The organism is Colwellia sp. SU-HH00943, from assembly GCF_057546125.1.
The window spans coordinates 342,590-357,585 of sequence record NZ_BAAJLW010000004.1 but is presented as its reverse complement, the minus strand read 5'-3'; the positions used below and the strand labels follow the sequence as shown (position 1 = coordinate 357,585).

At 37.9% G+C, this 14,996-nt stretch carries 9 protein-coding genes; 5 read left to right on the top strand and 4 right to left on the bottom strand.

Translation table 11 applies throughout. The annotated features are described in order from the left end of the window. Nucleotides 1-181 precede the first annotated feature (181 nt). Nucleotides 182-2,020 (bottom strand): DUF885 domain-containing protein, encoded by a 1,839-nt coding sequence (locus AC27GZ_RS13160; RefSeq protein ID WP_487095671.1) that lies wholly within the window; start codon nucleotides 2,018-2,020, stop codon nucleotides 182-184. 220 nt (nucleotides 2,021-2,240) lie between these two features. Between AC27GZ_RS13160 and pulA the strand changes: the two genes are divergently transcribed. Next, nucleotides 2,241-5,069, top strand: a complete 2,829-nt coding sequence (gene pulA / locus AC27GZ_RS13155; protein WP_487095670.1) for a pullulanase-type alpha-1,6-glucosidase — start codon at nucleotides 2,241-2,243, stop codon at nucleotides 5,067-5,069. Nucleotides 5,070-5,172: 103 nt separating this feature from the next. Here pulA and AC27GZ_RS13150 read toward each other — a convergent pair whose 3' ends face one another. Beyond that, nucleotides 5,173-6,084: a 1-acyl-sn-glycerol-3-phosphate acyltransferase gene (locus tag AC27GZ_RS13150; RefSeq protein WP_487095668.1), complete on the bottom strand. Its 912-nt coding sequence runs from the start codon at nucleotides 6,082-6,084 to the stop codon at nucleotides 5,173-5,175. Between the two features lie 247 nt (nucleotides 6,085-6,331). Here AC27GZ_RS13150 and AC27GZ_RS13145 point away from each other — a divergent pair, with 247 nt between their 5' ends. The 4 genes from AC27GZ_RS13145 (at nucleotide 6,332) to panP (ending at nucleotide 10,837) form a co-directional block, all read left to right on the top strand. Continuing rightward, nucleotides 6,332-7,285 (top strand): ABC transporter ATP-binding protein, encoded by a 954-nt coding sequence (locus AC27GZ_RS13145; protein ID WP_487095667.1) that lies wholly within the window; start codon nucleotides 6,332-6,334, stop codon nucleotides 7,283-7,285. Continuing rightward, on the top strand, nucleotides 7,278-8,042 hold the full coding sequence (locus AC27GZ_RS13140; RefSeq protein WP_487095666.1) for an ABC transporter permease: 765 nt from the start codon (nucleotides 7,278-7,280) through the stop codon (nucleotides 8,040-8,042). The genes AC27GZ_RS13145 and AC27GZ_RS13140 overlap by 8 nt, the downstream gene beginning before the upstream one ends. A gap of 76 nt (nucleotides 8,043-8,118) precedes the next feature. After that, nucleotides 8,119-8,820: a tRNA (guanine(46)-N(7))-methyltransferase TrmB gene (trmB, locus tag AC27GZ_RS13135; protein WP_487095665.1), complete on the top strand. Its 702-nt coding sequence runs from the start codon at nucleotides 8,119-8,121 to the stop codon at nucleotides 8,818-8,820. Nucleotides 8,821-9,202: 382 nt separating this feature from the next. Continuing rightward, a complete protein-coding gene (gene panP, locus AC27GZ_RS13130) occupies nucleotides 9,203-10,837 on the top strand; it encodes a pyridoxal-dependent aspartate 1-decarboxylase PanP (RefSeq protein ID WP_487095663.1) in 1,635 nt (544 codons plus the stop codon). 108 nt (nucleotides 10,838-10,945) lie between these two features. Here panP and AC27GZ_RS13125 read toward each other — a convergent pair whose 3' ends face one another. Next, nucleotides 10,946-12,763: a DUF885 domain-containing protein gene (locus AC27GZ_RS13125; protein WP_487095661.1), complete on the bottom strand. Its 1,818-nt coding sequence runs from the start codon at nucleotides 12,761-12,763 to the stop codon at nucleotides 10,946-10,948. Nucleotides 12,764-12,962: 199 nt separating this feature from the next. Continuing rightward, complete coding sequence (locus AC27GZ_RS13120) at nucleotides 12,963-14,855, bottom strand: sensor histidine kinase (RefSeq protein WP_487095660.1); 1,893 nt, start codon at nucleotides 14,853-14,855, stop codon at nucleotides 12,963-12,965. Nucleotides 14,856-14,996 lie beyond the last annotated feature (141 nt).

Sequence of the window (14,996 nt, the reverse complement as noted above, 5' to 3'; positions counted from 1 at the left end):
ACATAGGAATAAAGGCACATAGGAGTTTAGGCACAGGAATAAAGGCACATAGCTTCATAGACAAACAGGCAACAAATAAAGGTCTTAATGTGTTTTAAAAAATAAAAAGGCTCAGCGTACATTTACGCTGAGCCTTTTTTAATGTCTTTACTGTTGTCTACAGCTTCTTTTTAATCGCTGATTATTGTTTTGCGATATACTCATCCACTAAGTCTTCAAGGACATTCAGCGGTACAGGACCACTGCTTAACACTACTTCATGGAATTGGCGAATATCAAACTTATCACCAAGAGCCTGTTTCGCCTTTGTTCTTAGTTCAATAATTTTTATCATACCAATTTTATAAGCGGTTGCTTGAGAAGGCATAACAACATGACGCTCAGCCATTTTAACCGCATCAGACTTCGCATTAGGTGTATTGTTAACGTAGAAATTGATACCGTCTTCAACACTCCACTGTTTAACATGGATACCTGTATCAACCACTAAGCGACAAGCTCGCCATAACTCCATCGCTAAGCGGCCAAAATCAGAATAAGGATCTTGGTAAAAGCCGATTTCTTTTGGAATAAATTCAGAATATAAACCCCAACCTTCAACATACGCCGTGTAACTACCAAAACGTCTGAATTTAGGAATACCCGTTAATTCTTGTTTTATCGCAATTTGCATGTGATGACCCGGTACACCTTCATGGTAAGCTAGTGCTTCCATTTGATAGGTCGGCATGGCTTCCATTTTGTATAAGTTAGCGTAGTAGGTACCTGGGCGAGAGCCATCAGGTGCTGGTTGCTGATAAAAGGCTTTACCTGCTGAACGCTCTCTAAAAGCTTCAACGCGTTTAACAATAAGATCAGCTTTTGGTTTGGTAATAAAAAGCTCGTCTAAGCGTTCCTTCATTATATCAATGTACTGGGTGGCTTCTGTTAAATAGCGTGATCTGCCTTCTTCATTATCACCGTAATAAAACTGTTGATCATGGCGCATAAATTCAAAGAATGCCGCTAAGTCACCGTCAAAGTTTACCTTCTTCATGATTTCGCGCATTTCATTATGAATGCGTTTTACTTCAGCTAAACCAATGTTATGAATTTCTTCGGCGGTTAAGTCTGTTGTGGTAGTACGTGCTAAGGCATTGTTGTAAAAGGCTTCTCCGTTAGGAAACTTCCATACACCATCACGTGTATCAGCCACTTGCTCAAGTTCTTTTATATAGGTGATTAATGAGCTGTAGGCAGGTTTAACACTGCTCAGTAGTGCTTCTTTTGCTTGCTTGATTAGCGTTTGTTTTTCTTGATCTGTTATTGCAAGCTTATTTACCTTTTTACTGAAGTCAGCTAATAAAGTGCTGTCTTTAGCACTATCAAACGGTGCGCCTTTTAATATGTTTTCAGAGTCACGAATAACATGAGCAAAGACAAATTTAGGAGCAATAATTCCTTTGTCTTGTCTTATTTTTAATTGCTCAATTAACTGACCAATAATAACGTCTACACCTTGTAAGCGAGAAATATAATCTTGGGCTTGTTTAACATCATCAATAGAATGCTGGTTAATTAAAAAGGCAGGAATAGAAGAATGTAACCCACGCATTTGGTTTACAGGGTATGTATGATAGCGCCATTGATAATCTGCTATTTCATTCTCTAATTTTTGGATCAATAACTGACGACTTAACTTAGTTTGAGCATCTAAAGGCTCAGGATCTATCGCTTGAACACGTTCTAAATCTTTTTTAGCGATGGCAAGTTCTTTGGCACTGTTTTCCTCAGAAATATCATTCCACTTATCGTAATCCTTTTTAATCCCTAAATAGGTTTGCATCATTGGGCTACGATCAACGCCAGCATCAAAAATATCATCAAAAAGCTGATTAGCTTGTTGAGAAGCACTTTGCTCAGGTGTAGTTACCGCTTTGGGTGTTTTATTTTCTGTCACAGAAGTAGAGGTGGGGTTTGAGCAGGCAGTGATTAAAACACTTGTCAGTGCAACGAATAGTAATGATTTTTTAAAAGGCATAATTTCTCCTAAATTGTGTGGATAGCTCAGTGTGTACTATTAAACCAATGATACGCAATAGCATCACGATAAAGGTACTAAATTTTGCGACTAGTACGCTCTTTTTAATTTGTTTTTATTTGTTATGCGCTGAATACGTATGCAGAGCGGTAAAACTAGTTTTTTTATTTACTGGTAACAAGTAAGTTATTAGCAAGAAAAATAAACTAGAATTGATATTATGAAGAAGTCTGAAAAATCACAATGTTTTAACGTCGCTTTATTGTCTTTATTTTTGACAGCATGTGGTGGCGATAGTCAACAAACAGCTTCCGTTAACAGCCTAAATGTTCATGGCAGTATTGTCAGTGATTTAATGCAGCAGACGAATTTAAGTTCAGCTCATTGGTTAACCGCTGAAGTTTTAGTATTACCAAAATCAGCAGAAAACCTAGAGTATCAGTTAGTGAATGCTGCAACAGACAGCACTTCAACAGGGAAGGTTGATTCTATTGAATTATCTTTGCGAGACTTTCCACAAGCATTGATCAAAAAATATCCCCACCTTGCGCATTTTCAAGCATATCAGGTAGCTTTAAAACCGTCTCAGGTAAAAGCGTGGTTGAAGCAACCGTTATTAGTGGTTGCGTATGATACTAACCGACAAGTGAAAAGTACTAGCTTTGTACAAACCGGGGAAGTGATTGATGCGCTTTATACACAAGGCGCGAATGATGCGGATGACGTGACTGACTTGGGTGCAACTATCACAGCCAGTGGCGTTAACTTTAAGTTATGGGCACCTACGGCACAAAACGTTGAATTATTGCTTTTTAATGATGATTTAACATCTGCTAAAACGCCGCGTGTAGCCATGCAAGAAGACCCTACAACAGGTGTTTGGTCTGTCAGTGGTGATGAGTCATTAAAAGATGCCTTTTATCAATATCAAGTTACTGTTTATCACCCACAGTCAAAGCAAGTTGAAACTTTAGTAACCACTGATCCATATTCATTGAGCTTATCTATTAATAGTAAGCACTCACAAGTGGTGGACTTAAATGATGTCTCAACGCAACCATCACAGTGGCTAACGCATCAAGTACCTACGATTGAAAATGTTGAAGATAATATTTTCTACGAAGTACATATCCGAGATTTTAGCTCTGATGACACCGCGATTTCACGTGATGAAGTGCGCGGTAAATACCAAGCATTTAGTGAAAAGAATTCGCATGGTATTCAGCACTTAAAAAACTTAAAAAAAGCAGGTTTAAATAATATCCATTTATTACCTACTTATGATTTAGCCAGCATTAACGAAGAGGTAACTCAAGCGGTTGATATCAACGACACCATTGGCGCAGTAAAAGTTAAAGTGTGTACTGATGCGCCAACTATTACCTTATGTACAGGTGAGTATAATAATCAACAAAGCTTAAAATCATTACTGGCGAGCTTTGATGTTAGCTCCACACAAGCCCAACAGATTGTCAGTGAATTACGCCAGTTTGATAATTTCAACTGGGGCTACGATCCTTTCCATTACACTGTGCCAGAAGGGAGCTATGCGCTAAACCCAAAAGGTAAAAGTCGTATTGTTGAATTTAGAGAAATGATACAAAGCATTCATGATTTAGGCTTTCGAGTGATTATGGATGTTGTTTATAACCACACTTATCAATTTGGTTTAGCTGAAAAGTCAGTACTCGATAAAATTGTCCCGAACTATTATCACCGCTTAAATGTGATGACAGGTGAGGTAGAGCAATCAACTTGCTATACCTGTGGTAACACGGCAACTGAGCGGGTGATGATGGCTAAACTCATGACGGATTCACTGGTAGTATGGGCGCGCGATTATAAAATTGATGGCTTTCGATTTGACTTAATGGGGCATCAAACTAAAGCCGCTATGCTAACCGCGCGTGAAGCAGTGCGTCAGGTTGATAATGATACTTACTTTTATGGTGAAGGTTGGAATTTTGGCGAAGTGGCGAACAATAGTCGCTTTGAACAAGCTAGCCAGTTGAACTTAGGTGGCAGTGAAATAGGCACGTTTAGTGATAGATTGCGTGATGCAGTTCGCGGTGGTGGAAATAATACCAGAGACTCGCAAGGGGTAGGTAATGGCTTACTGCTTTTTCCCAATGAAAAGCAGAATGAAGAAACAGTAAAAGACGAGTTTGCGCTGCGTATGGATCAATTACGTGTTGGCTTAGCGGGTAATTTATCAAGCTATCCACTAAAACAAGCTAACGGCCAGGCCGTTTATGGGAAAGATATCCCGTATGGTGATCAGCCAACTGGCTATGCGTTAGATCCTGCCGATACCATAAATTATGTCTCTAAGCATGACAATCAGACCCTTTGGGATAATAGTCAATACCGTTTACCGTTTGAACTATCGACCGAAGATAGAGTTAGAATGCACACGCAAAGTTTGTCTTTTACCTTATTTGCTCAAGGTATTCCTTTTTTACACATGGGCAGTGAGTTTTTACGCTCTAAATCTTTCCTTAGAGACAGTTATGATTATGGTGACTGGTTTAACCGCGTTGATTTTTCAAAACAAAATAATTACTACAATGTTGGTTTACCGCCTGCCGACAAGGATCAAGACAACTGGCCAGTAATCAACACCGTATTATCAGGCCATCAAGGAAGAGATCATGTACAAGCCAAGCATATAGCTTTTAGTGCGCAAGTATTTGAAGAAATGTTGGCAATACGTAGCAGCTCGCCATTGTTTAGGTTAACCACCGCAGAAGATATCATTAATAAGGTACAGTTTTTAAATACAGATAATGAGCCGTTAGGGTTATTAGTCATGAAAATTGATGACAGTGCTAGCGTAACTAGTAAAGTTATTGACGACAATGTAAACAGTATTATGGTTATTTTTAATACCAGTAATCAAAAGCAAATTTTTGCTGATGAGCAGGCAAGTGAATATCAGTTACATCCGATTCAACAGCAAAGTATTGATGAGCGTATTAAGCACAGTAAAACCTCTGCAAAAGGCTTTACTGTACCAGCATTATCAAGTGCGGTGTTTATTAAGAAATAAGAGCTAAGAAATAAGAGCTAAGAAATAAGAGTTAAGAAATATGAGCTAAGAAAAAAGAGCATAACACTAACATTAAAGCTTAGTGTTAACTCAACTCGCAGCATTAACGTGTAGGTAATAAATGGAGTACGTAACCCTTACCAGCAAAGGTTAGCTGGTAAGTGGCTATATCGTTATGCTCTGAATTAACGCTCTGTTCTAAAGAGCCTTCTTCAACTAAATCTTTTTCGCCTTTTTCAATTAGGCCCTTGTCAATTAAAATGGATAACATGTTGCTTGATAATTCACTCAACTTGGCTTTGGCATTTATTTCCATTTTAGTGGCAACCCCTTTTAAAGAATAAAGGGCACTAATTATGGCGGCTTCAGACTCGGTTATTGCTGGTAATTGGCCACTGTAAGGAGGAAATTGGTCATTAGGATACTTACCATGAATACTTTTATACGAGGCTTGTATTGCCTGAATATCTTCTTCTTTGTCGCCTGTTAAGGAAAAGGTGTGAAAGACACCCGACTCTTTTTTTAAGTAATCAACCTTGGCGAGGAAAATAGGTAAATTGCAACCTTGAGCGACATGATAAAAGCCTGTTTTCCATTTTTTTACTGCGCCACGAGTACCTTCTGGTGTAAATAGGAAAAATACACGGTTATTTTTTTGCGATTCAATAAAAGCTTTCATTTGCTCTACCTGACCTTGACCATTAGGAGAGCGATCTATGGGCATAGCACCTAACCACATTAAAAGCCTTCCTAATATAGGCGTTTTACAGAGACTATCTTTAATGGAAAAGTAAATTTTTACGTCCTGTAAAATAGCCGCACCCAGTGCGTAGATAAAATCCCAGTTTGATGTGTGTGGCGCTGCAATAGTAACGCCAGCTCCTTCAGGTGCAGATTGACATACTTTCCATCCTGATACTTTAAACCAAAAAGTGAAACAGGATTTTAAAACGTACTTGGTAAAGAAGCCGTCAAAGATTGTTTTTTCTCGGATAGAGAGTGATTTTTTTGCCATGGTGGTCTTAAAACAGAGGAAACGTAAACCATAGGGAAAATTATAACATACTCAGCTGCAGACTATAGTAGTGAGGTCAAGTTAATAAGGCTTAAGTTAATAAGGTTCAAGTGAATAAGGGAAGGATTCGGGGTTGAAATTTGGAATATCAGCACCATATCGATCCTCCCAGCACAATACTATTCTGTAAAAATAGTAGCTTGCACAGAAGAGTAAAATTGTTTTATTAGCCGGTAAAGGTAAACAAATGACCTATGCATTAGAAATTTCTGATTTAGCTAAAATCTATAAAGGTGGCTTTCAAGCGCTTAAAAGCATTAATTTAACGGTCAAACAAGGTGATTTTTTTGCTTTGCTTGGTGCTAATGGTGCGGGTAAATCAACCACCATTGGCGTGATTACTTCTTTAGTTAATAAAACTCAAGGTCAGGTAAAAGTGTTTGGCCATGATATTGATACCGAGCTAGAAAAAGCGAAATCTTTTATCGGTTTAGTGCCACAAGAGTTCAACTTTAATCAATTTGAACCATTAATGAATATTTTGGTTAATCAAGCGGGTTATTACGGCGTTACTCGCAAAATTGCTTTTGAACGTGCGGAAAAATATTTAAAACAATTAGAATTATGGGATAAGCGCAATGTTGCTGCCCGTACTTTGTCAGGTGGTATGAAACGCCGTTTAATGATTGCTAGAGCATTAATGCATGAGCCTAAAATGCTGATTTTAGATGAACCTACCGCTGGTGTAGATATTGAAGTTCGTCGCGGCATGTGGGATTTCTTACGTGAATTAAATGACCAAGGTATTACTATCATATTAACAACGCATTATTTAGAAGAAGCAGAAATGCTTTGTCGAAATATTGCCATTATAGATGGTGGCGAAATTGTTGAAGATACCAGTATGAAAGCGTTATTGTCGAAATTAGACATTGAAACTTTTGTATTTGATTTAGACTGTCAAAACCAGCCCGTTACTCTTGATGGTATAGACTACCGAGTGATTGATGATCACACCTTAGAAGTAGACTTACATCAAAAACAAACCCTTAACCAAGTCTTTGAGCAGCTTTCAACTCAAGGTGTCGGTGTACTCAGTATGCGAAATAAAAGTAATCGATTAGAAGCCTTGTTCGTCAATCTTATTGCTAATAAAAAATCAACGAATTCAACTGTAGCTCAGGGAGAGTCTGATGAATAACTCTATCGCCCTAAAAAGTATTTTAACGAAAGAAGTTCAGCGTTTTTTACGTATTTGGGTACAAACACTTGTGCCACCTGCTATTACTATTAGCTTATATTTTATTATCTTTGGCTCGCTTATTGGTTCTCGTATTGGTGAAATGGGTGGCTTTGATTACATGTCATTTATTGTCCCTGGCCTCATTATGATGAGTGTGATTACTAACTCTTATTCTAATGTTGCCTCCTCTTTTTTTAGTGCGAAGTGGCAACGCAATATTGAAGAAATGTTAGTGGCGCCAGTGCCTAACTGGGTTATTGTTGCGGGTTATGTCGGTGGTGGCATGGCACGTGGAATTTTAGTAGGCCTGATTGTGACTTTGGTTTCTTTACTCTTTGTCGATATTCAAATTCATAATTTTTGGATTATCATTGCAACGGTATCATTAACGTCAGCGACTTTTGCTTTGGGCGGTTTAATTAATGCTATTTTTGCCGGTAGTTTTGATGATATTTCAATTATACCTACTTTTGTGTTAACGCCTCTTACATACCTTGGTGGGGTCTTTTATTCCATCACTTTATTACCGGATTTTTGGCAAGGCGTCTCGCAAGTCAATCCGATTGTTTATATGGTTAATGCCTTTAGGTATGGATTTTTAGGCATATCAGATGTAAATATTACCCTAGCTTTTAGCGTGATTGGCGTGTTTATCCTTGCTTTGTTTACGATAGCAATGACGCTAATTAATAAGGGCATCGGCCTTAGAAGTTAATGGTATGGCGATTATCATTAATTAGATGAGATTGTTCGCATACAGGTATAAATCATTTTTCAATGCAGAGGCATGAATGAAAAACCCGATAACTGGCGATTCAAAAGCCATTATTTCTAATCAAGATGGTATACATGAAAAGCTTGATGAAGTGGTGAAAAAGCATTTATCACATACTTTTCAAAAACCTTATCAAGCGCATACTAAACAAGCGTTTGATGAGGTAAATGCACAAGTACAAGCATTTTTAGCTAAAAACCCGCAAGGTGAAATTATTTTAGATGCCTGCTGCGGCGTAGGGCAAAGTACACGCATACTGGCAGCGCAAAACCCGAAAGCTTTAGTGATTGGTGTTGATAAATCGGCACACCGTATTAATCGCAATGTAGAAGGTTTTTCGAAAGAAGAAGGCTATGAAGCACAAAACTTTGTTTTAGTACGTGCTGACTTGAATGATTTTTATCGCTTAGTGAAAATAGCAGCGTGGCCTGTATCTAAGCATTTTATTTTATATCCCAATCCTTGGCCAAAATCTAAGCATTTGCAGCGTCGTTGGCATGGTAGTGCCGTATTTCCGCAAATGACTAGTATTGGTGATAAGCTCATTTTACGCAGTAATTGGCCCTTGTATTTACAAGAGTTTCAACAAGCGGCTAAGCAAGTTCACTTATCAGGTGAATTAAATACATTGCCGATTAGTGAGCAGCCATTAACGCCATTTGAAGCCAAATACCAAGCGAGTGGCCAAGTGTGTTGGCAACTCATACTTGAACGATGAGTTACTGAAAATAGCCATTATGTGGCTATTTTTACTAATGCTCGCCATTTTGAATGCTAACAAGAATTGTACTTTTAATTAAAAATCAGCGGCTTACGTGTTTGGCATGACTATTGATTATTCTTTAACATTATTCTGTGTTGAGGAAGTCATAATGAAAGCAATGAAAACTAAAATGCTGATGTTAATGGTTATGTTTGTTAGCTTTATTCAAGCGGGTTTAATGTATGCAAGCACACTGGTTAATTAACTATCCCAGTGTTAATTACTTAGGCTATGATCATTATCAGCCTGCTTTATTTTGAAAGTAGAAGACATTTATGTGTTTTTTTATTAAAGTGCCACATTTAGATGATTACCTTAGTGGCTTTTTATACTAACGATGAAGCAAAGTAAACGTACGGCACAAGCATCCAATGAATCTTTACATCGAATTTTCACTGTTGCTGAAGCGCCAGATTCAACTTTAGGGTTAATAGAACAAGAAATGTCGCAAAACCTTGCCGGCTTTCTTAATAACCATATTGTTGCCAGTAAAAATGCTTTAACGGATATAGAGCAGGACTTTATTTCGCCAAGCATACCAGAGCAACCTGAGTTTGTTTCTGAGCATATGCGTCATTTGTTAGACAAGCTCGTCGCCCAATCGGTTCATACCGCTAGCCCAAGTTTTATTGGTCATATGACCTCAGCCTTACCTTCTTTTATTTTACCTTTATCTAAGTTGATGGTGGGCTTAAATCAAAACTTAGTTAAAGTTGAAACCTCAAAAGCGTTTACACCATTAGAGCGACAAGTGTTGGGTATGATGCACAACTTAGTGTACCAGCAAAATGAAGACTTCTATCAGTCGTGGATGCATAGCGCTAACCATTCTCTCGGGGCATTTTGCTCTGGTGGCACTGTGGCCAATATTACCGCGCTATGGGTTGCGCGTAATAAGTTATTAAAGGCTGATGGTAACTTTAAAGGTATTTCTCGATCTGGCCTGTTTGCAGCTTTGCAGCATTACGGTTATCAAGGTTTAGCGATCCTTGTTTCTGAACGTGGTCATTATTCATTAAAGAAATCAGCAGACGTATTAGGTATTGGACAAGACAGTGTTATTGCCATTGAAACGGATGAAGATAACAAAATTGATTGCCAAAAGTTAGCTGAAAAGTGCCAAGCGTTAGCTAAAGAAAATATTAAAGTGTTGGCTATTGTTGGCGTGGCAGGTACAACCGAAACAGGTAACGTTGATCCGCTTGATAAAATGGCTGATATTGCCCAGCAGTATCAGTGTTTTTTCCATGTTGATGCGGCATGGGGTGGGGCTACTTTACTATCAAATAAGCACCGAAACTTACTCCGTGGTATTGAACGTGCGGATTCGGTAACTATTGATGCGCATAAGCAAATGTATGTGCCAATGGGCGCCGGCGTGGTTTTATTTAAAGACCCTTCTTCTGTAGCTGATATAGAACATCATGCAGAATACATACTACGTAAAGGCTCAAAAGATTTAGGTAGTCATACCCTCGAAGGCTCACGTCCGGGGATGGCGATGTTGGTTTATGCAAGCTTGCATATTATCAGCCGTCCAGGTTATGAAATGTTGATTAACCAAGCGATTGAAAAAGCTGAGTACTTTGCAGACATAATCAGGCAACATGAAGATTTTGAATTAATCACTAAGCCAGAGCTTTGTTTACTAACTTATCGCTATGCACCAAAATCAGTGCAAGCATTATTAGCTAGAGCAACCAAAGAGCAGCAAGCAGAAGTGAATATTTTGTTAGGTAAGTTGACTAAGTTTATTCAAAAGCGTCAACGTGAAGATGGTCGCTCTTTTGTTTCACGTACTAGAATTCGTGTTGCTCGTTACAATAATGAGAAAGTGATTGTATTTAGGGTGGTATTAGCAAACCCTTTAACCAGCAAAGAAAACTTACACGATATCTTAGCTGAACAATGCCAGTTAGCCCAAGAAAGTGAAAATTTCTTACCAAAGTTATTAGCAGCAGCGAAAAGCTAATGTTCAAGCGGCTTTCATCGCATAAATAGCCGCAAACTTTGTGTGCGGCTATTTATTGAGTTATGAAAAAATCATCACAAAACCACTAATTAACTATTCGCCGTGTGCTTATTTCGCTTGTTGCTCCAATAGCCATTGATCGCTATTGGCTTCCAGTACGTTTAGTGGAATTGAACCACTACCTAAAATCATGTCATGAAAGCTTCTTATATCAAACTTACCACCTAAGGTTGATTCAGCTTGTTCACGTAATTCCAATATTTTTAGTTGGCCAACCTTGTACGCTAATGCTTGACCTGGCCATGAAATATAGCGATCAATCTCATTGACGATATCTTCTTTTGATTTAGCGGCATTTGCTATGAAGTAGTCGATTGCTTGTTGGCGAGTCCAACCCTTATGATGTATGCCAGTATCAACTACTAAACGAATTGCTCGCCACATATCATAGGTGAGTTGACCAAATCGAGAGTAAGGATCCGTATATAAACCCATGTCGTAACCTAAGCGCTCACTGTATAATCCCCAGCCTTCGGTAAATACGGTGAAATCCATATAGCGACGAAAATTAGGTAGTTCGCCTAACTCCATTTGTAGTGCTATTTGTAAATGATGGCCTGGTACCGCTTCATGGACACTGAGTACTTCCATTTCATATTTTGGTCGAGTATGAGGTTGATACAGGTTCACATAATATAATCCTGCGCGCGTGCCATCTGCTGCTGGAGGAAAATAGTATGCGGTTGTTGTATCTGGAGCGCTTGAGTCAGGAATAGGAATAACCCCATAAGGCATGCGAGGTAGTTTTCCAAAAAGATTTACTAATTGTGGGTCTAGGCGTTTTGATATGGCTTGATAACCTTCAAGTAGTGCTTCTGGAGTATCGTAATAAAATTGTGGATCAGTACGTAAAAACGTTAAGAATTCACTAAAGCTACCTTCAAATTTTACCTCTTTAATTACTTGCTCCATTTCAGCTCTATTGCGAGCGACTTCCTCTAAGCCGATTTGATGGATTTCATCTGCAGTTAAATCTGTGGTGGTATAATAATGAATTAAATCTTGATAATGGGCTTTGCCGTTTGTTAGATCCCATACACCCGACGTATCACGACAAGCAGGTAAATATTCATCGTTTAGAAAATTATACATTTCTTGATAGGCAGGAATAACATGATCTTTGATTACGGAGAGCGCTTGATTAGTTAATTCTTGTTGCTGGCTTTGGCTAATTGTTTTCGGGTAATCTTTAAACTTGCTGAAAAACAAACTGTCTTGAGGATCGGTGACTAAATGTTGCTTTACTTGTGCGGGAACTCGAGAGATTGTGATTTTAGGTGGCACAATGCCTTGCTTAATACCTTGTTTCATCAAGGCAGTTGTTTGGGTAATTAATGTTGGTAATTTTTTAAGTCGGACTAACCAATTCTCATAATCTTGCACGTCATTAAAAGGAAAGAAGCTTGCGTATTGGTCTATCATTTGAACGCCTTCAAGCTGATTTACGGGCATTAAATGACGAGCGTATTTAAAGGCGTTAATTTTTGATTGAGTTTGCCATTTAAATAAATCGTAATTGATTTTGTCCATTTTATTTAATGACTGATAATCAATCTGTGCTAACTCTGTTAAAACGGTTTTATTTTGCTCCTGTATTGCTAATTGTGCCGTTAAAGAAAGGTCGCTCCATTGATCGTTAAATCGCGTATCACCTAAATAAGAAGCCATTTCTGGGTTGTCTTTTAAATACCGTTGCCAATCTTTAGCAAGTAACTCGTTTAATTGCTCAGTTGCCGATGCTTGATTTGCAGTGGCATTTTCTTGAGGGGCTGTGCAGCTTATTATGGCGAATATTGTTATCAATGTGATACAAGCTTTGCCAATTAATGCTAAGCCAGTATTAACATGCCTTAAACTTTTCATCATGTTGTCCTTTTTGTTAGTGGAGCGCTTTAAATCCAAATGCAATTAAAAACGTAGCAGTGAATATGTATTACAGCAATGACTTAGCAAAAGTAGTATTACTAAGTCTTAAGAAATAGGTCTTAAAAAATAGGTCTTAACAGATTAGCCTTAACTGTTACCCGTTAAGCAGAAAATAACAGTTGTTTATGTACAGTAGTACTTATAGAGGTAATTTGATAGTAAAAGTTAAACCTTGATTTAACTCGCTCTGTGCTTCGATTGAGCCACCAAAATGTTGTACCACTAAATTATAAATGATGTGAGTGCCTAAACCTGTACCACCATTCTCACGTTTAGTGGTAAAAAAGGGTTCAAATATTTTCTTTAAATTCTCTTTCGACATACCCTTGCCATCATCTTTATAGTCTATATGTAATGTGGCATCATCGACCTTTACGGTTAAGTAAATATTACCAGTTTCATTGGAGTCAAAAGCATGGATTAATGTGTTTAGGAGCAGGTTACTGATGATTTGGTACAATGAACCCGCGTCAATATTTATCTGATCCTGACAGCTATCTATATGCAGTTTGTGGTTGAACTCTTTTAATCTTGGTTTGAGTGTTGTTAATACCTCTTCAATAAATACATTCACCTGAATGTCACGAGCATTATCGAGAGATTGATCAACAGCTACTTGTTTAAAGCTTCTAATCAGTGTTGCTGCCCGGTTTGATGAGTGTTCTATGATGTTTATGGAGTCAGCGGCGGTGCTCAAATAGGATTTTAATTCGCTCGCTTTCAAGGTTTGAGCTTCATAGCTTTTACTGAGTTTTTGATGCGCTTCTTGTAGGTGGCTTATTGCGGTTATACTGATGCCAACAGGGGTATTAATTTCATGCGCAATACCTGCTACTAATCTTCCTATTGCTGCCATTTTCTCTTGTTCAACAAACTTTTCTCTTGTTCTTTCAAGTTGCTGAGTACGCTTAGTTACTTTTTCCTCTAAATTTGCATTTAATGCTTGTGTCATCTCCGTCGCATGAACCATATGATCGCGTAATTGGGTGATTTCAGTAGCGCTGTCTATTTTACTGACATCAATACTAGGGTCTTTCGAGTAACGGCTTAATAACTCTAAGGGTTTGCTAAGCTTGTGTACTAAATATAAACCAACGAATAAAATAATAATGGTTGAACTAGCGGTAATCACAATCACTAGAATGAGGATGGACTCTAATGATTCTTTGGCTAAGGACTCAGGAATTGCGGCGTAAATACTCCAATCGAGCGCTTCATTTTCGCCAAACTCATCCATATCAGCAAAGCCAGATATTACATTGATTCCTAGAGCATTTTTATAACGTTTACTACTGTTTTGTTGTGGTAAATATAATTCTTCTAAAAGACTCTCATCCACAGATAAATCAGCAAAGGTTTTTCCTACCATATTCAGCTTACTTGAAAGTACAATAACACCATCATTATCAATAATTTGTATTGCTATATCACCTTTGGTGCGGCTGTCAAATTGCCTAATGATTTTTTCAAGTTCTTCGAAAGCTATGGTGGACACTAAAATTTTAATTACTTGGGTATTCGACTCATCAGTGATTGGTGTTAATAACTTTACTGTATGTTGTTGTTCAAATTGGTGAGCATTGGTGAAAAACACTTGTCCTTGGCGTAAGTCTTTAACCTGACTTAGCAGTTGTTTAGCACTTTCTGGCCAGTGTTCGGCGTCATTATGAAGCAAAGCAGCTTCGCTGCTGGCAATAACTTTTAAGTTTAAATCAAAAACATCAATGCGTTTTATAAATCGACTTTCTTTGTTAATTTCTTTTAAGTATTGGGAAATGTCATCTAGGTTATCGGTTTCAAAAACATTTGCTTGACTGAGTACTTTAATTTCACTTTTTCGTTGTTGTAGTACTCTATCTAAATCTCTGGCCAGTAAGTAAGTGCTTTCTAGCAGCTCTTCACTGGCTAGGTTTAGTAGTTGGTCGGACATTCGAGTATAAACAAAATACACTTGAATGATAGCGGGAAAAATGGCGATTAAGAGTACTAAAGTAAAAACACGGGACTTAAAGCTTTTTAATATGTTTTGCACATTATGAGTCCCGAAAACTTTTAAAGAAATTATTTTTAGTATAATTGTAGACGGGAAAGACTTTTATGCCACTTTGGTCTATGTTTTTTCTAGTTTTTTTTGGACTTTGTTTGAATTAGCTTAAAAGCTGTAACAGACATA